The sequence below is a fragment of the Variovorax beijingensis genome (genome assembly GCF_007828835.1).
Classification (GTDB): Bacteria; Pseudomonadota; Gammaproteobacteria; order Burkholderiales; family Burkholderiaceae_C; genus Variovorax; species Variovorax beijingensis_A.
This window is the reverse complement of sequence record NZ_VIVL01000018.1, coordinates 49,272-64,919: the sequence shown is the minus strand read 5'-3', so window position 1 is coordinate 64,919 and position 15,648 is coordinate 49,272. Positions and strand designations below refer to the sequence as shown.

The window sequence follows — 15,648 nt, the reverse complement described above, 5'->3', positions numbered from 1 at the left end:
CATGTTCGCCAACTGCCAGATGATGGGCCTCGATCTCGCCTTCCCCGACGTCTGCAAGACGCCGCCGGCGCTGCCCATTCCCTACCCCAACATCGCGCTCGGACCCACGGCCATCCCCAACGCCTGGAACATCCTCTTCGGCGGCGCGCCGGCCCACAACCTGGCCACCGTCACGCCGATCACCAACGGCGACAACGCGGGCGTGCTGATGGGCGTGGTGTCGCAGACGGTGATGGGGCCCTCGCGCCACGTCACCGGGGCCTTCACCGTGCTGCTCAAAGGCACGCCCTGCACACGCATGACCAGCCTGTCGGTGCAGAACCGCTGCAACATCGTCGGCATGCGGATCGTGCCGAGCCAGTTCAAGGTGCTGGTGCTGGCAGCCTGAGGTTTTCCTATTCCGCCTTCACGCCCGCCGTGCGGATGACCTTGCCCCACTTGGCCGTCTCGGCCTTGATGAAGGCATCGAACTCCTCGGGCGTGCTGCCCGCCGGAATGGTGCCCATGGCGTCGAGCCTGGCGCGCGTCTCGTCGCTTTTGATGATGCGCGCCACCTCCTCCGACATGCGCTTGACGACGTCGCGCGGCGTGCCGGCCGGCGCCAGCATGCCGGCCCAGGTGCTGCCGGTGAAGCCCGCGAAACCCTGCTCGATGAAGGTCGGAACATCGGGCGCGGCCGCCAGCCGCTTGTCGCCCGCCACGCCGATCAGCCGCACCTTGCCCGCCTTGGCTTGGTTGATGAGGCCCGTGGGTGCGTCGAAGAACAGCTGGATCTGGCCGCCCATCAGGTCCGTGAGCGCGGGCACTGCGCCGCGGTACGGAATGTGGATCATGTAGGTCTGCGTGAGCGACTTCCACAGCTCGGTCGTCAGGTGCGCGGCCGAGCCGTTGCCCGACGAGCCGAAGCTCACCTTGCCGGGATTCGCACGCGCGTAGTCGATGAGCTCGCGCGCGGTCTTGAACGGCGCATCGACGTTGACTGCGGCCAGCAGCGGCGAGATGCCCATCAGCGAAACGCCCGTCAGGTCCTTTTGCGGGTCGTAGGGCAGCTTGGGATACAGCGTGGTGTTGGCCGCATAGGCCGCGATGACGACGCCGAAGGTGCTGCCGTCGGGCGCGGCCTTGGCAATGGCATCGACGCCGATCAGGCTGTTCGCGCCCGGCTTGTTGTCTACCAGCACCGGCTGGCCGAGCCGCGCCTGCAGGCCGACCTGCACCAGCCGCGCCATCTGGTCGGTGAACCCGCCCGGCGTGTAGGGCACGATGATGCGGATCGGCTTGCTGGGCCAGGTGCCTTGTGCCAGCACGGGCATCGGAACGGTCGCGGCGGCGACGGCGGCAAGGGTGAATCGGCGGCGTGAAATGGGGACCTGCGGCATGAGTGGCGGCTTTCTCTGAGAAGAGTGAGCTGGCCATTCTCGAAGGCGCTGCGCGGGCAGCCCCTCGGGGTTTGCCCCGGCGGAGCCTGTTCAGAGCGGCAGGATGTCGCGTGTGCGACTGCCGGTTGCGAGCCAGGCCTCGAACTCGTCGGAAAGCCGCTCTGCCTCGCGCGTGGCCCTGCTCCATGCGCCGATGCGCGCCTGCGCGTCGTTCGCGAAGCGGATGAAGTCCTTGCGGTCGGGCAGCTTGCCATTGGGAAGCGACCGCACCCAGTCGGCATCGGGCGCCAGCACCACCATGCGGTCCAGGAAACTGGTGGACCTGTGGCGCCAGCGCAGGCCCTTGTCGAGCCAGCCCGGTACCACCGCACGCTGGAAATGCGGATACAGCACGATGCCTTCGTCGGCCGGCTGGTAGTCCAGGTGCAGGTGGTAGTCGGTGATGCCGCCGTCCCAATACGCCCCGCGCGGCGCACCGGGAATGTCGTGCACCGCGGCCAACAGGAACGGAATGGAGCACGAGGCCTGCAGCACCAGATTGAAGTTCTCTTCGCTGAGCGCGTGCTGGCGCGTGCGGAAATCTTTGGTGCCGAAAGGCAAGGCTGCGCCGGGCGTGGAGAACACGCAGCGTTCGAGCCATGCGCCCAGCCCCTTGCGATGCAGGCTGTTGGTGGCGAAGGCGCCCAGGTAGCCGAAGGGCGTGCGCGCCCTGCCCTCGCGCCCGAGGATGTGGCGGCCGCGCGAAGTCACGACATGCAGCTTGTAGCGCGAGTGGTGCAGCACCTCGCCGATGCGCCCGCCGTAGAAGTCGAGCAGGCTCTCGGCAAAGCGCGCGCTGAGCTGCTGCGGGCTCAGCCGCTTCTGGTCCGGCGGCACCTCGAACTGCTGGCGCACGTAGTCGTGCTCGAAGCGCGCGAAGGCTTTCTGCGGATCGGCCAGGCACGCGGTCGAAAGCCTCCATGCGCCGATGGACGCGCCCACCAGGTGCACCGGCTGGCTCGACTGTGTGAGCCAGCGCCCGAAGATGAAGCGGTCGAGCGGCCCGAGGATCAGGCCCTTGGGCCCGCCCGCCGCGCCGGGAATGGTGCGCACGTCCTGCGGGCGCAGGCCGTGCTGTTCGATGTGCTTGCGGGCGGCGGGGCCGGCGTAGATGCGCAGGGCTTTCATTTCCTCATGCCGCGCCGAACGGGTTGAAGATTTCGACACCGAAGCTGGCGAAGTCGCCGACGTTGCGGGTCACGACCGTCAGTCCATGCTGCTTTGCGGTGGCGGCGATCATGGCATCTTCATAGAGCGTGTTCGAGCTGCGGTGCATCAGCCGGGCCCACAGCCTGAACGTTTCGGCATCCATGGGCAGGACGTTGTACGAGGCGGCCACCTGGGCCGCCCATTGCTCGATCTCGTCGGCCTTGGCGGCATCCTGCTCGCGCGTGATTTCGATGCCGGCCTGGATCTCGCCGATCGTCACTGCGGAAAGATGCAGGTCGCTGTCGGCAATCGGCGCAAGCCATGCGACGACCGCACCATGCGGACGAGGTCGGCGCAATTCCGAGATCACATTGGTATCCAGCAGGTACATGCCGCGGCTCAGCGAATCGGCGTGATGCGCCGCCGGCGCGCTGCGCCGCGCTGCGGAACGAGAAATTCCGTGCGCGCCTCCGCCGAGAGCAGCAACTCCTTGAGGGAGGGCTTGGCCGTGGCGTGCAATCGCCGCCACTCTGCCGCCGGCACCAGCACGGCGGCCTCGGTGCCCCGCTTGGTGACCATCTGCGGCCCCTCGGCCAGGCAGGCCTCCAGAAATTCGCTGAAACGCGCCTTCGCGTCTTGGACGGGCCAGGTTTTCATTTGCAGCCTCTATCAGACTAGTGTGATGACTAGTTTAACAGGCCGGCCGCAGATCTGCAGTCGCCCTCTCCCTCTCTACTTGCGCAACCCCTGCAGCTTGGCAAACGCGCTCGCCATCTGCCCCGCGGGCTGCGGCGAGTTGTCGCGGCGCGGGCCTTGTTGCTGGCCGCGTCCCGCACCCTCGAAGCGGTTGTCGCGCGGGCCGTCGCGGCGCGCGGGCGCCGCGTCGAGCTTCATCGACAGGCCGATGCGCTTGCGCGCCACGTCCACTTCCATCACCTTGACCTTGACGATGTCGCCGGTCTTCACGACCTCGCGCGCATCGTTCACGAACTTGTGGCTGAGCTGGCTCACGTGCACCAGACCGTCCTGGTGCACGCCCAGGTCGACGAAGGCGCCGAACTGCGCCACGTTGCTCACGGTGCCCTCGAGCACCATGCCTTCCTTCAGGTCGGCGATGTCGTCCACGCCGTCGTTGAAGCGCGCCACCTTGAAGTCCGGGCGCGGGTCGCGGCCGGGCTTCTCGAGTTCGCCCAGGATGTCCTTCACCGTGATGACGCCGAACTTTTCGTTGGCGAACAGCTCGGGCTTCAGGGTCTTGAGCATCTCGGCGCGGCCCATCAGCTCGGAGATCGGCTTGCCGGTCTTGACGATGATCTGCTCCACCACCGGATAGGTCTCGGGGTGCACGCCCGTCACGTCGAGCGGGTCGGCGCCGCCGCGGATGCGCAAAAAGCCCGCGCTCTGCTCGAAGGCCTTGGGGCCGAAGCCGCTCACGTCGAGCAGCTGCTTGCGCGTGGAGAACGCACCGTTGGCTTCGCGCCAGCGCACCACGGCCTTGGCCACGCTGGCCGACAGGCCCGAGACGCGGCTCAGCAGCGGAACGCTCGCTGTGTTCAGGTCCACGCCCACCGAGTTCACGCAGTCTTCCACCACGGCCTGCAGCGTGCGCGCGAGCTCGCTCTGGTTCACGTCGTGCTGGTACTGGCCCACGCCGATGCTCTTGGGATCGATCTTCACGAGCTCGGCCAACGGGTCCTGCAGACGCCGCGCAATGCTCGCCGCGCCGCGCAGGCTCACGTCCACGTCGGGCATTTCCTGCGAGGCGAATTCGCTGGCCGAATACACGGACGCGCCGGCCTCGCTCACCACCACCTTGTCGACCTTCATCTCGGGCGCGCCAGCCTGCGCGGCCATCTTGGCGAGCAGCTTGATGAGGTCGGCGGCCAACTTGTCGGTCTCGCGGCTGGCGGTGCCGTTGCCGATGGCGATCAGGTTCACGCCGTGCTTGGCGCACAGCTTGCCGAGCGTGTGCAGCGAGCCTTCCCAGTCCTTGCGCGGCTCGTGCGGGAACACGGTGGCGGTCTCGACCAGCTTGCCGGTGGCATCGACCACCGCCACCTTCACGCCGGTGCGGATGCCGGGGTCGAGGCCCATCACGACGCGCGGGCCGGCCGGCGCGGCCAGCAGCAGGTCGCGCAGGTTGTCGGCAAACACCTTGATCGCGACCTTCTCGGCCTCTTCGCGCAGCCGGGTGAACAGGTCGCGCTCGGTGGAAAGCGCAAGCTTCACGCGCCAGGTCCAGGCCACGCACTTGCGCAGCAGGTCGTCGGCCGGGCGGCCCGCATGGCTCCAGCCCAGATGCAGCGCGATGCGGCCTTCGGCGATGCTGGGCTTGCCCGGCTCGGGCTCGACCGGCAGCACCAGCTTGGCGTCGAGGATGTCGAGCGCGCGGCCGCGGAACACCGCCAGTGCCCGGTGCGAAGGCACGCGGCCGATGGGCTCGTCGTAGTCGAAGTAGTCGCGGAACTTGGCGATGTCGGCGTTGTTCTCGTCCTTGCCGGCCATCAGCGTGGACTTGAGCAGGCCTTCGTTCCAGAGCCATTCGCGCAGGCTCTGCACCAGCGCGGCATCTTCGGCCCAGCGTTCGGAGAGGATGTCGCGCACGCCATCGAGCACCGCGGGAACGGTCGAGAAATCGGGGCCGGGCTTGCCGTCATCGAGCGTGGTGGCGGGCTGCAGGAATGCCTTGGCCTCCATGGCAGGGTCGAGCGTGGGGTCGGCCAACAGCTTGTCGGCGAGCGGCTCGATGCCGAACTCGCGCGCGATCTGGCCCTTGGTCCGGCGCTTCTGCTTGAACGGCAGGTACAGGTCCTCGAGCTCCTGTTTGGTGGGTGCGAATTCGATCGCGGTGCGCAGTTCCGGCGTGAGCTTGCCCTGCTCGTCGATGCTCTTGAGCACCGCGGCGCGGCGGTCTTCGAGCTCGCGCAGGTACGAAAGGCGCGCCTCGAGTTCGCGCAATTGAATGTCGTCGAGGCCGTCGGTCACTTCCTTGCGGTAGCGGGCAATGAACGGAACGGTGGCACCGCCATCGAGCAGTTCGATGGCCGCCTTCACCTGGTGCTCGCCTACCTTGATCTCGGCGGCGAGCTGGCGAATGATTTTTTGCATGTCGGAGGGGATCCCTGGAACTGGCGACGCCGTTCGGACGCCTTGCGGATAAAGCGCGGAAGTTTGCCATAGGGTGCGGCGAGCGCGCATCGGCCCGCGGTCACAATGCCGTGGCCATGCGCTTCTTCATCCGCTTCCTGCGCGCCCTTGCCGCGGCGCTGCTCGTCCCCATCCTGCTGTTCGAGGAATGGGGCTGGGAGCCGCTCGCCGCGCTGGTGCGCCGCCTCGCGCGGCTGCCGCTCTGGGCGCGGCTCGAAAACCGGTTGCGCGAACTGCCGCCGTGGGCCGCGCTGCTGGCCTTCCTGCTGCCGGTGCTCCTGCTGCTGCCGGTCAAGGTGCTTGCGCTGTTCCTGTTCGGCCGCGGCCATGCCGCGAGCGGCGTGACGGTGCTGGTCGCCGCCAAGCTGGTCGGCACCGCCTTCGTCGCGCGCATCTTCCAGCTGGTTGAGCCCGCGCTCATGCGCATTCCGCTGTTCGCGCGCTGGTATCCGCGCTGGAAAGCCTGGAAGGACCATGTGCTGGCGCTTGTGCGCGAAAGCCGGCCATGGCGCGTGGTGCGGGCCCTCAATCGCCGGCTCGCACGGGGATGGCGGCGGGTGCGCGAGGGGTGATCGCCTATTTTTACCCGGGTATATTGTGTTTTTATTTTACCCGGGTAATATATGGCGCATGAACATGCCCCAGGAAACGAGGCGCGCCCTCGCCAGGAAATACAAGGAAACGGTCCGCCCCGCGGGCGTCTTCGCCGTCCGCAACACGCTCAGCGGCCGCCTCTACGTGGCCGGCAGCCTCGATGTGGAGGGAGCCATGAACCGCGCCCGCTTCGAACTCGGCCTGGGTTCGCACCGCAACAAGGCGCTGGTGCGCGACTGGGCCGCGCATGGTGCGGCGAACTTCAGCTTCGAGGTGATCGACCGCGTCAAGGAACGCGACGACCCGGCCTTCGACCGCGCCGCGGAACTCGAAAAGCTCCTTGTGCTCTGGCGCGAGGAGCTTCAGTGCCACGGCGACCGGGGCTACGACGCCCCATGAGCATCGATCCGCTGGCCTTGTGCCTCAACGTCGGCCGCGCCCACGCCTGCCTGAACCTGAAGCTCCAGGAGGAGTTGGGCGCCTTCCATGGCCTGAACTACGAAGACTTCACGCTGCTTCATCGGCTCCTGGGCGCCGAAGGCGGCCGCATGCCGGCGGCCGACCTTGCCCGATCCCTGGGGTTGCCGGTTTCGGCGTTGATTCGCAAAATGGTCCTGCTCGAAAAATCGGGACTGGCCGAACGCACGGCTGGCGCCAATGGAGACGGCCGCCACGCAGCCATTCGCCCCGGCGGCAGAAAATTGATGCAAGCTGCCGTCACGACCGCCGAAGCAATCTGTGCCGATACGGTGAAATCGCTGGCTCCGGAAAGCCTGTCGCAGATCAACGCTGCGCTCCTTGCGCTTTGCCACGACGGCACGCCGTACGACCGAGCGGTCCAACGGGTAGATTACTGACGCCGCCCGTTTCGACCGCCCCCGAAGAACAAAGAAATCCGACATGCCATCCGACACGCCACCCGGCAACCTGATAGTTTTTGCGGCCTTCAAGTGCATCGCCCAGGGCAGCACCGCCGACGTGCTCGCGCAATTGCGCGAGCGCAAGGACGACACGCCCTATCTCGTGTTCAACGAACAGACCGGTGAACAGCTCGACTTCGACGTGCACCACCGGGCCGGCGTGGTGGCGCATGCAGCCGGTGCCGAGGCCCCCGAGGAAACCCCGCGAGGCGTGGGCCGCCCGAAGCTCGGCGTGGTCGCGCGCGAAGTCACCCTGCTGCCGCGCCACTGGGACTGGCTCAACCGCCAGCCCGGCGGCGCCTCGGTCGCGCTGCGGCGGCTGGTCCAGGAAGCGAGCCGCGTCAACGCCGACCGCGACGCCGTGCGCGCATCGCGTGAAGCCGCCTACCGCTTCATGACCGCGATCGCCGGCGCCCTGCCCGGCTTCGAGGAGGCCACGCGCGCCCTGTTCGCCGGCGAACGCGAGCGCTTCGAGGCGCTGATCGGCTCCTGGCCCGCGGACCTGCGCATCCACCTTCAAAAACTGTCCGCCGCCGGCTGGAGCACCATCGCATGAGAGCAAGCCCCGAAAACGCAGCCACCGGCCAGAGCGGCCTGCACGGCACGCCGGTGGCGCCCGTGGGCGCGCCGCGCGCGCTGTGGAAGACCTTCCTGTTCTTCCTCGCGCCGATGCTGCTCAGCAACATCCTGCAGTCGATGTCGGGCACCATCAACAACATCTACATCGGCCAGATGATCGGCGTCGGCGCGCTCGCGGCCGTGTCGAGCTTCTTTCCGGTGATGTTCTTCTTCATCGCCTTCGTCATCGGCCTGGGCGCCGGCGCCTCGGTGCTGATCGGCCAGGCCTGGGGGGCTCGCGATGCGGCCAAGGCCAAAGCCATTGCGGGCACCGCGCTGTCGGTCGGCATCCTGCTCGGGCTGGCGGTGGCCGTGTTCGGCGGCGCCTTCACGACGCCGCTGCTGGCCTTCCTGGGCACGCCGCCCGACGTGCTGGCCGACTCCACGCGCTATGCGCGCATCATGCTGATCGCGATGCCGGGGCTGTTCGTGTTCCTGCTCTCCACTGCCATGCTGCGCGGCGTCGGCGACACGGTCACGCCGCTGCTCACGCTGCTGATCTCCACCGGAACCGGCCTCGTGGTCACGCCCGCGCTGATCCGCGGCTGGGGCGGCCTGCCGCAGCTCGGCGTCGCGAGCGCGGCCTGGGCCTCGGTGCTGGCCTTCGTGCTCGCCACGCTGTGGCTGGGCTGGCGCCTGCGCCGCCGCGGCAGTCCGCTGGCGCCCGATGCGGAGTTCATCCGCCACCTGCGCATCGATCCCAAGCTGCTGAAGGCCGTGCTCAAGGTGGGCATACCCACGGGCGTGCAGATGATCGTGGTGGCGCTGGCCGAGGTGGCGCTGCTGTCGCTGGTCAACAGCTATGGCTCCAGCGCCACCGCCGCCTATGGCGCGGTGAACCAGGTGGTGGCCTACGTGCAGTTCCCGGCCATCTCGATCGCGATCACGGCGTCCATTCTTGGCGCGCAGGCCATCGGGGCGGGCCGGGCCGACCGGCTGGGGGCCATCGCCAAGACTGCGCTGCTCATGAACCTGGTGCTGACCGGCGGCCTGGTGCTGCTGGGCTACCTGTTCTCGCGCCACCTCATGGGCTTCTTCATCACCAGCGCGCCGGTGATCGAGATCGCGCAGACGCTGCTGCACATCATGCTGTGGAGCCTCGTGATCTTCGGCATGGCCTCGGCCATCTCGGGGATCATGCGCGCCAGCGGCTCGGTGCTGGTGCCCACGGCCATCTCGATCCTCTGCCTGATCGGCATCGAGGTGCCCATGGCCTGGTTCATGAGCCACCGCATCGGGCTCAACGGCATCTGGTGGGCCTACCCCGTGACCTTCGGCGCGATGCTGCTGCTGCAGACGGCCTACTACCGGCTGGTGTGGCGCAGGAAGGCGATCCGGCGGCTGGTGTAGGGACGGCGCTTGCTCACTCGCCGTCGAATGCTTTCTGCGCCACGGCGAGATCGAGCTTGATCATCTTCATCATCGCCTGCATCGCGCGGGCGGCCTTGGCCGAATCCTTGTCCTGGAACATCCGGACCATCGCCATCGGCACGACCTGCCACGACACGCCGTAGCGGTCGGTGAGCCAGCCGCACTGCACGGGCTGGCCGCCGCCCTCGAGCAGCCTGTCCCAGTAGTGGTCCACTTCGGCCTGTGTCTCGCACTGCACGAGCATCGAGATGGCCGGCGTGAACTTGTATTGCGGCCCGCCGTTGAGCACCATGAACGCCTGCCCGTCGAGCTCGAAGGTGGCGGTCAGCAGCGAGCCCTTGAGGCTCGGATTGGTGTCGCCCCAGAGCAGTCTGTCGGTCACGCGCGAGTTCGGAAAGATCGAACTGTAGAACTTGAGCGCGTCTTCGCCGTTGCCGTCGAACCAGAGGCAGGGAACGATCTTCTGCATGGGATCTCCTGAGTCTTTGATAATGAACTGAAAGGTTCAGTATCGAGGCAACCCGGGAAGTTTGTCAATCCCTCGCGCCCGAGGGCAGCACGACACGGAACCCCACGCCCCGGTTCGAAAGGCCCTCGGTCACTTTCACCCCACCCCCCATGCGCCCAGCAGCCTGCCTGACGATGGAAAGGCCCAAGCCGGAACCAGGCGCTTCGTGGCCCGCTGCGCGATAGAAGCGCTCGAACACCCGTTGATGTTCGTCCGCAGGAATACCGGGACCATCGTCGGCCACCGTGAGCACCAAGGTTGCCGAGTCTTCGGCGCGAAGCGTCACTGCCACGTGCGCACCGTCGTGCACATACCGAACCGCGTTGTTGAGCAGGTTCTCCACTATCGACTGGAACGCGGGCACGTCGATGGACGCGTCCAGGCTGTCCGGGGCATCGAATGTCAGCTCGATGCCGCGCGCCATGGCGCGCGGCGCTGCCTGCGCGAGGATCTCGCGGGCCTGCTGCGCAACGTCGACGTGCTTCGGCACTGCGGGTTGGGCATCGTCCAGCAGCGCAAGATCGAGCAGTTGCTGCGTCAGGTGGGAGGCCCGCGCGATCGCCTGCTCCAGATGAGCCTGGGCACGGCCGCGGCTCTCGCTGCTGTCCGCACCAGCCAGCGCATGCGCCTGTGCCGCAATGACCGCCATTGGTGTTCGCAGTTCGTGCGCGGCGTCATGCACGAACGCGCGCTCGCGCTCCACCTTGTCGCGCAGTTGCTGCAGCATGCGCTCGAGTGCGGAGGCCAGCGGCCTGAGTTCCGCATAGGGCGGATCGACGCCAAGCGGCGAAAGGTCGGATGCCTTGCGACGCCCGATGCCGTCGGCCAGGCGCCGCAATGGCCGCAAGCCGTGCTTCACCGCAAGCCAGACCGGCAACAGCACGATAGGAAAGGCGAGCAGCAGGTAAGGCAGGACGCTGCGCGTGTTGTTGGGCAGCACCTTGGCGAACGTGCGCTCGGGCTCTGCAATGCGCAGCGACCAGCGCGGGGTCTCATCCTGGTAAACCCAATACGCCTCGCCATCGATGTGCTGCGTTGCTACCTTTCGCAGCGGGCCGGCCAGGATCTCGCCGCGCAGTTCCGGCGATGAATGAATCAGCTTGCCCCCGCGGTCCGACAGCTGGAACCGGAGCGTCCCTGCCGGGTTGCCGCTGATCCGCATGGTCTTGTAGATCGTTTCGGCCGAGGCGACCACGTCGCGCACGCGCGCTTCGTCGTCGAGCTGGGAGATCGCTTGGGTCAACGACCTGCCGAGCTTGCTCAGCCCCTGGTCGACGGTCAGCGACTGCCGGAAGTTGATGTACATGTACGCCTGCAATGCCAGCAGCACGAAAACGAACGCCAGCAGCACCGCAAGAAACACCCGCTGCACGAGCGAGGGGCGCCACAGCCTGCTCATGACACGAGCATGTAGCCCACGCCGCGCACCGTGTGCACCATGGCGGCGCCGATCTTGCGCCGCAGGTTGGACACATGCACCTCCACCGCGGCGAAATCCACCGGCTCGCCCAATGGCTCCAGCTTTTGTGCGAGCACACCCTTGGCAACCACCGCGCCCGGCTCGCGCGCCAGTTCGAGCAGCAGCCGGAATTCGCGCGGCGACAGTTCCAGCGGCTCGCCGTTCAAGTACGCCACATGCCGGCGTGGTTCAATGGCCAGCGCGCCCAGGGTCCACACCTCGCTGGCCTGCCGCGCCGAGCGGCGCAGCACGGCGCGTATGCGCGAAATCAGTTCGGCGGTGGCAAAGGGCTTGATCACGAAATCGTCAGCGCCTCCGTCGAGTCCGGCCAGCCGGTCTTCCACCGCCGATCGGGCGGTGATCACGATGACCGGGAGGCTGCTGCCCTCGCGCCGCCAGCGAGCGAGCAGGTCGAAGCCACTGCCGTCGGGCAGCGACAGGTCGAGCAGCACACAGTCGAAGGCACTCCCGTCCAGTTCGCGCGGTGCATCCACCGCCCGCCGGCGCCATTCGCTGCTCAGGCCGTCGACCTTGAGCGCGGCCTGCAGGGCGCGGCCAAGTTCAAGGTCGTCTTCGATCAACAGGATGTGCACCTGGCCATTGTGCGCGAGCAAACCTTTGGCAAAGCCAAAGGTTGCCACCCGCAGAATCCGGGCCCTGACCGCACACCCGAACATTCACGAGGGACGAAAAGCATGAGAAACATCCGCCCCCCAAGCCGTTGCTACGCCGCCCTGGCGGCCCTGTGCGGCGCCGCAGTACTGCTCGCGGGCTGCGTCGCCGGTCCCACGCACCCCTCGCTGGTGTCGGCGCGGCAGGACGACACGCTGCCGCCTCTTGTGCCGATGCGGCGCTTCGTAGCGAACATCGATGCAGTCAACGGCCATGTTCTTTCACCCGATGGCCAACAGCTCGTATGGGTGCAGGCGGTCGGCACCGACGTCGGGCTTGGCGTGCGCAAGACGTCCGATGCCGCCGAGGTCAAAAGCGCGAGCACCCGAACCTTCGCGATCGGCACGCTCGCCCGACCGTTCGTGTCCGGGCCCACTTACATGTGGCTGCCCGACAGCCGCCACCTGGCCTATCTCAAGGATTTCACGGGGGACGAGAACACGCAGATCTTCGTGCTCGACACCGAGGCTCCAAGCGCCAAGCCGTGGGCCGTGACGCCCTGGCCAGGCGTGCGCTCGACGATGCTGGGATGGGGCGCGCCAGGCAGCGCCACTTTTCTCTTCGCGAGCAATCGGCGGGACCGCTCCAGCATGGATCTTTTCGAAGGCGATGCCCGCACGCGCACCGTGCGCGAAATTGCGCGCAGCAATCCCGACAGTCGCGTGCTGGCCTGGTTCATCGACACGCGGCGCGAACTCGCGGGCCGGATGCGGCAGCTCGGAAGCGCCGACGGCTCGGACCGGCTGCTGGAACTGCGCCAGCCCGACGGCAGTTGGCGCGCCTTCAGAACGGTGAAGGCATTCGATTCCTTCTGGCCGCAGCGCGTCGATCTCGGCATGGGCCGGCTCTGGGCCTTGACGAATGTGGGACGCGACAAGCTTGCCATGGTTGAGGTCGATCTCGCCACCGGCACCGAGAAGCTGCTCGCGGAAGATGCCGAAGTCGATCTCGACTACGGCGTGTTCCCGCCACAGCAGGGGGCGCCGATAGCATATGTTTCCGAACCCGGCCGCCCACGTATTGCCTTTCTCGATAGCGTGCTGGGCGGTGAAGTGGCCGGTGCCGTGAAGACGGCCCGGGAGCGCGGCTGGCTGGAGGCTGAGCCCGTCATCACGCGCCCCGCGAGCATGGCCAATGACATGCGCCGCATCGTGCTGCGCTCGACCACCGAGAACGAAGGTGTCGAATTGCTGCTGGACCGCGCGAGCGGTCAACTCACGCGGCTCACGCCACCGCGCGAACCGACCGCCGACCTCTTCTCGCCCATGGAGCCGTTTTCCTTCAAGGCGTCCGACGGCCTGGTGATACACGGCTATCTGGTGCGCCCACGCGGTGTCCAGGGGCCCGTGCCGCTCGTAGTCAACGTCCACGGCGGCCCCTGGGTCCGCGACTCATGGCAGTCCGCCGGCTTCACGCCGACGCAGATGCTCGCGAACCGGGGCTACGCCGTTCTCTACGTGAACTACCGTGGCTCCAGCGGCTATGGGCGAGCCTTCATGATGGCCGGCGCACGCGAAACCAACGGACGGCTCCAGCGCGATATCGCGGAGGCCGTGCAATGGGCCGTCGACCAGGGCGTGGCCGACCCGAAACGGATGGCCGTGCTTGGTGGCAGCTTCGGCGGTTTCTCGGTCCTTGCCCAGCTTATCCAGAAGCCGCACGACTATCGCTGCGGCGTCGACCTGGTGGGCGTCGCCAACTGGCCCCGCGTGATCGAGAACTGGCCGCCTTTCTGGCGCAACCGCCACTACTTCGCCGTCTTTTTCGGCGATGTGAACAAGCCGGAGGAGCGCGCCCGCATGCTGCAAGATTCGCCCATCTCGCAGATCGACCGCATCACCGCGCCGTTGCTCGTGATTCACGGTGCCAACGACGTGCGCGTGTTGCGGCAGGATTCTGAGGACGTGGTGGCCACGCTCCAGAAGCTCGGTCGGCCGGTCGAGTACATGAGCTTTCCTGACGAGGGCCACAGTGCGCGCAAGTGGCGCAACCGGCTCGCGCAATGGCGCAAGATCGAAGACACCCTGGCGAAGTGCCTTGGCGGGCGCAGCAACGGGTTCGATTTCTATGAGCTGATGCCCCGGCAATAGCAGCCGCAAGGCGACTTTTCTACCTGCCGCTGCCGTGTTCTTTTGCAGCCACCCCGCCAATCATCAGCCAGGCGCTCAACGCGCTGAGCACCGCCAGCCCCGCGCTCAGCAGCATCACCCAGCGAAAGCCCGCGACGAAGGATTCAGCCACGGCCTTCTTCATGGCCGCGGCGGTGGCCGCATCGACGCCCGGCGGCAGTGCTGCGCCGGCCAGCTTGCTGCGCTCGCCTTCGAGAAATGCCGTCGCCTCGGGCGAGGCCCCCATGCCGCGCAGGCTCTCGGCCAGGGCGCCGTCGAAGGCCCAGGCCATGACCACGCCGAACACTGCAATGGCCAGCACCGCGGCCGCGCGCGACACCGCATTGTTGACGCCCGAGGCCACGCCCGCCAGCTCCGGCCCCACCGCGTTCATCACGGTGGTGGTGAGCGGCGCCACGGTCACGGTCATGCCGAAGCCCAGCACCACCACCGCGGGAAAGAAGCCGCGCCAGTAGCTCGCTTCGACGCCCGGCACCGCGAACAGTGCGAAGCCCGCCGCGGCAATCGCGGGGCCGATCACCAGCGGCAGCCGCGGGCCGAAGCGGTCGACCAACTGGCCGGCCCAGCCCGAGAGCGCGAACATGATGAGGATGAACGGCAGCAGCGCCGCGCCCGCCACGGTGGCGGAGTAGCCCTGCACCTGGATCAGGTTGAGCGGGAAGAAATACAGCCCGCCGCCGAGCGCCGCATACAGCAGCAGGGTCAGCAGGTTGGCGCCGCTGAAGTTGCCGATGCGCAGCAGCGCGAGCGGCAGCATCGGCGTGCGTGCCCTGCGCTCGGCGGCAATGAAGCCCGCGCTGCCGGCGATGCCGATGCCCAGCGCCGCCAGCACCGCGGGCGAACTCCAGTGCCGCGTGGGCGCCTCGATGAACGCGTAGACGATGCCGCCGAGCCCGGCGGTGGCCAGCAGTGCGCCCACCAGGTCGAGCCCGCCACTGGCCGATGATCCGTGGCTCTCGGGCACGTGGCGCCATGTGATCCACAGCACCAGCAGCGCCATCGGCACATTGATGAGGAAGGCCCAGGCCCACGAGAAATGATCGACCAGGAAGCCGCCCAGCACCGGCCCCGCGGCCGCCGTGATGCCGCTGAAGCCCGACCAGATGCCGATGGCCTTGCCGCGCTCCTTCTCGGGAAATGCGGCGCTGATGAGCGCAAGGCTGCCGGGCACCAGCAAGGCCGCGCCGATGCCCTGCACCGCGCGCGCGGCAATCAGCTGCTGCACGCTGCCCGAGAGCCCGCAAGCCACAGAAGCAACGGCGAAGATGCCCACGCCGATCGCAAAGATGCGGCGCCGCCCGAAGTGGTCGCCGAGCGCGCCGCCCACCAGCAGCAGCGCCGCCAGCAGCAAGGCATAGGACTCGACCACCCACTGCGCCTGAAACGCCGTGGCCCGCAGGTCGGCCTGGATGGCCGGCAGTGCCACGTTGACCACCGTGCCGTCGATGAAGGCCATGCTCGAGCCCACGATGGCCGCGGCCAGCACCCAGGGCTTGGAGGCTTCGGGACAGGCACCCTCCTGCGTCTTGGCGCCATGCAGGATCAGTGCGTTGTCGCAGGGTGCCTTGCCGATCTGTGCCATGGTGATCTCCGATCCATCTTCCAGAAGCAGATGCCTGTCTTGCTCCTTCCCCCGCCGGGGGAAGGCTGGGATGGGGGCTGC

General features: G+C 67.6%; 16 protein-coding genes. 7 read left to right on the top strand and 9 right to left on the bottom strand.

Annotated elements, in window-relative coordinates:
- The first annotated feature begins 1 nt into the window (after position 1).
- Entirely contained in the window at positions 2-388 is a 387-nt protein-coding gene (locus FB547_RS31035) for a DUF4150 domain-containing protein (RefSeq protein WP_145747461.1), read from the top strand.
- 7 nt (positions 389-395) lie between these two features.
- Here FB547_RS31035 and FB547_RS31030 read toward each other — a convergent pair whose 3' ends face one another.
- The 5 genes from FB547_RS31030 to FB547_RS31010 form a co-directional block, all read right to left on the bottom strand.
- Positions 396-1,379, bottom strand: a complete 984-nt coding sequence (locus FB547_RS31030; RefSeq protein ID WP_145747460.1) for a tripartite tricarboxylate transporter substrate binding protein — start codon at positions 1,377-1,379, stop codon at positions 396-398.
- A 90-nt stretch (positions 1,380-1,469) separates the two neighbouring features.
- Positions 1,470-2,546, bottom strand: a complete 1,077-nt coding sequence (locus tag FB547_RS31025) for a patatin-like phospholipase family protein (protein WP_145747459.1) — start codon at positions 2,544-2,546, stop codon at positions 1,470-1,472.
- 4 nt (positions 2,547-2,550) lie between these two features.
- On the bottom strand, positions 2,551-2,958 hold the full coding sequence (locus tag FB547_RS31020) for a type II toxin-antitoxin system VapC family toxin (protein ID WP_145747458.1): 408 nt from the start codon (positions 2,956-2,958) through the stop codon (positions 2,551-2,553).
- Positions 2,959-2,966: 8 nt separating this feature from the next.
- The gene (locus FB547_RS31015) at positions 2,967-3,224 is read right to left on the bottom strand and encodes a type II toxin-antitoxin system Phd/YefM family antitoxin (RefSeq protein WP_012747976.1); all 258 of its coding nucleotides are present in this window, start codon (positions 3,222-3,224) and stop codon (positions 2,967-2,969) included.
- Positions 3,225-3,299: 75 nt separating this feature from the next.
- A complete protein-coding gene (locus tag FB547_RS31010) occupies positions 3,300-5,675 on the bottom strand; it encodes a Tex family protein (RefSeq protein WP_145747457.1) in 2,376 nt (791 codons plus the stop codon).
- Between the two features lie 116 nt (positions 5,676-5,791).
- Here FB547_RS31010 and FB547_RS31005 point away from each other — a divergent pair, with 116 nt between their 5' ends.
- The 5 genes from FB547_RS31005 (at position 5,792) to FB547_RS30985 (ending at position 9,196) form a co-directional block, all read left to right on the top strand.
- A complete protein-coding gene (locus tag FB547_RS31005) occupies positions 5,792-6,286 on the top strand; it encodes a hypothetical protein (RefSeq protein ID WP_145747456.1) in 495 nt (164 codons plus the stop codon).
- Positions 6,287-6,350: 64 nt separating this feature from the next.
- Complete coding sequence (locus FB547_RS31000; RefSeq protein WP_261380460.1) at positions 6,351-6,707, top strand: GIY-YIG nuclease family protein; 357 nt, start codon at positions 6,351-6,353, stop codon at positions 6,705-6,707.
- The gene (locus FB547_RS30995) at positions 6,704-7,165 is read left to right on the top strand and encodes a MarR family winged helix-turn-helix transcriptional regulator (RefSeq protein ID WP_145747454.1); all 462 of its coding nucleotides are present in this window, start codon (positions 6,704-6,706) and stop codon (positions 7,163-7,165) included. Before FB547_RS31000 ends, FB547_RS30995 begins: the two co-directional genes overlap by 4 nt.
- Before the next feature lie 43 nt (positions 7,166-7,208).
- Positions 7,209-7,784, top strand: coding sequence for a DUF2239 family protein (locus FB547_RS30990; RefSeq protein ID WP_145747453.1), 576 nt, complete (start codon positions 7,209-7,211; stop codon positions 7,782-7,784).
- On the top strand, positions 7,781-9,196 hold the full coding sequence (locus FB547_RS30985) for an MATE family efflux transporter (RefSeq protein WP_145747452.1): 1,416 nt from the start codon (positions 7,781-7,783) through the stop codon (positions 9,194-9,196). Before FB547_RS30990 ends, FB547_RS30985 begins: the two co-directional genes overlap by 4 nt.
- 13 nt (positions 9,197-9,209) lie before the next feature.
- Here FB547_RS30985 and FB547_RS30980 read toward each other — a convergent pair whose 3' ends face one another.
- The 3 genes from FB547_RS30980 to FB547_RS30970 form a co-directional block, all read right to left on the bottom strand.
- Complete coding sequence (locus FB547_RS30980) at positions 9,210-9,686, bottom strand: VOC family protein (protein ID WP_145747451.1); 477 nt, start codon at positions 9,684-9,686, stop codon at positions 9,210-9,212.
- A gap of 64 nt (positions 9,687-9,750) precedes the next feature.
- The gene (locus FB547_RS30975) at positions 9,751-11,124 is read right to left on the bottom strand and encodes a sensor histidine kinase (RefSeq protein WP_145747450.1); all 1,374 of its coding nucleotides are present in this window, start codon (positions 11,122-11,124) and stop codon (positions 9,751-9,753) included.
- Positions 11,121-11,777: a response regulator transcription factor gene (locus tag FB547_RS30970; protein WP_145747478.1), complete on the bottom strand. Its 657-nt coding sequence runs from the start codon at positions 11,775-11,777 to the stop codon at positions 11,121-11,123. The genes FB547_RS30975 and FB547_RS30970 overlap by 4 nt, the downstream gene beginning before the upstream one ends.
- 102 nt (positions 11,778-11,879) lie before the next feature.
- Between FB547_RS30970 and FB547_RS30965 the strand changes: the two genes are divergently transcribed.
- A complete protein-coding gene (locus tag FB547_RS30965; RefSeq protein ID WP_145747449.1) occupies positions 11,880-13,946 on the top strand; it encodes a S9 family peptidase in 2,067 nt (688 codons plus the stop codon).
- A 19-nt stretch (positions 13,947-13,965) separates the two neighbouring features.
- On the opposite strand, the gene FB547_RS30960 is transcribed toward FB547_RS30965, so the two are convergent.
- Positions 13,966-15,567: an MFS transporter gene (locus FB547_RS30960; RefSeq protein ID WP_145747448.1), complete on the bottom strand. Its 1,602-nt coding sequence runs from the start codon at positions 15,565-15,567 to the stop codon at positions 13,966-13,968.
- Positions 15,568-15,648: the final 81 nt, after the last annotated feature.

Coding starts and splice junctions, on each gene's coding strand:
- FB547_RS31035 (WP_145747461.1), top strand. CDS start 2: ATGTTCGCCAACTGCCAGATGATGGGCCTCGATCTCGCCTTCCCCGAC.
- FB547_RS31030 (WP_145747460.1), bottom strand. CDS start 1,379: ATGCCGCAGGTCCCCATTTCACGCCGCCGATTCACCCTTGCCGCCGTC.
- FB547_RS31025 (WP_145747459.1), bottom strand. CDS start 2,546: ATGAAAGCCCTGCGCATCTACGCCGGCCCCGCCGCCCGCAAGCACATC.
- FB547_RS31020 (WP_145747458.1), bottom strand. CDS start 2,958: ATGTACCTGCTGGATACCAATGTGATCTCGGAATTGCGCCGACCTCGT.
- FB547_RS31015 (WP_012747976.1), bottom strand. CDS start 3,224: ATGAAAACCTGGCCCGTCCAAGACGCGAAGGCGCGTTTCAGCGAATTT.
- FB547_RS31010 (WP_145747457.1), bottom strand. CDS start 5,675: ATGCAAAAAATCATTCGCCAGCTCGCCGCCGAGATCAAGGTAGGCGAG.
- FB547_RS31005 (WP_145747456.1), top strand. CDS start 5,792: ATGCGCTTCTTCATCCGCTTCCTGCGCGCCCTTGCCGCGGCGCTGCTC.
- FB547_RS31000 (WP_261380460.1), top strand. CDS start 6,351: ATGCCCCAGGAAACGAGGCGCGCCCTCGCCAGGAAATACAAGGAAACG.
- FB547_RS30995 (WP_145747454.1), top strand. CDS start 6,704: ATGAGCATCGATCCGCTGGCCTTGTGCCTCAACGTCGGCCGCGCCCAC.
- FB547_RS30990 (WP_145747453.1), top strand. CDS start 7,209: ATGCCATCCGACACGCCACCCGGCAACCTGATAGTTTTTGCGGCCTTC.
- FB547_RS30985 (WP_145747452.1), top strand. CDS start 7,781: ATGAGAGCAAGCCCCGAAAACGCAGCCACCGGCCAGAGCGGCCTGCAC.
- FB547_RS30980 (WP_145747451.1), bottom strand. CDS start 9,686: ATGCAGAAGATCGTTCCCTGCCTCTGGTTCGACGGCAACGGCGAAGAC.
- FB547_RS30975 (WP_145747450.1), bottom strand. CDS start 11,124: ATGAGCAGGCTGTGGCGCCCCTCGCTCGTGCAGCGGGTGTTTCTTGCG.
- FB547_RS30965 (WP_145747449.1), top strand. CDS start 11,880: ATGAGAAACATCCGCCCCCCAAGCCGTTGCTACGCCGCCCTGGCGGCC.
- FB547_RS30960 (WP_145747448.1), bottom strand. CDS start 15,567: ATGGCACAGATCGGCAAGGCACCCTGCGACAACGCACTGATCCTGCAT.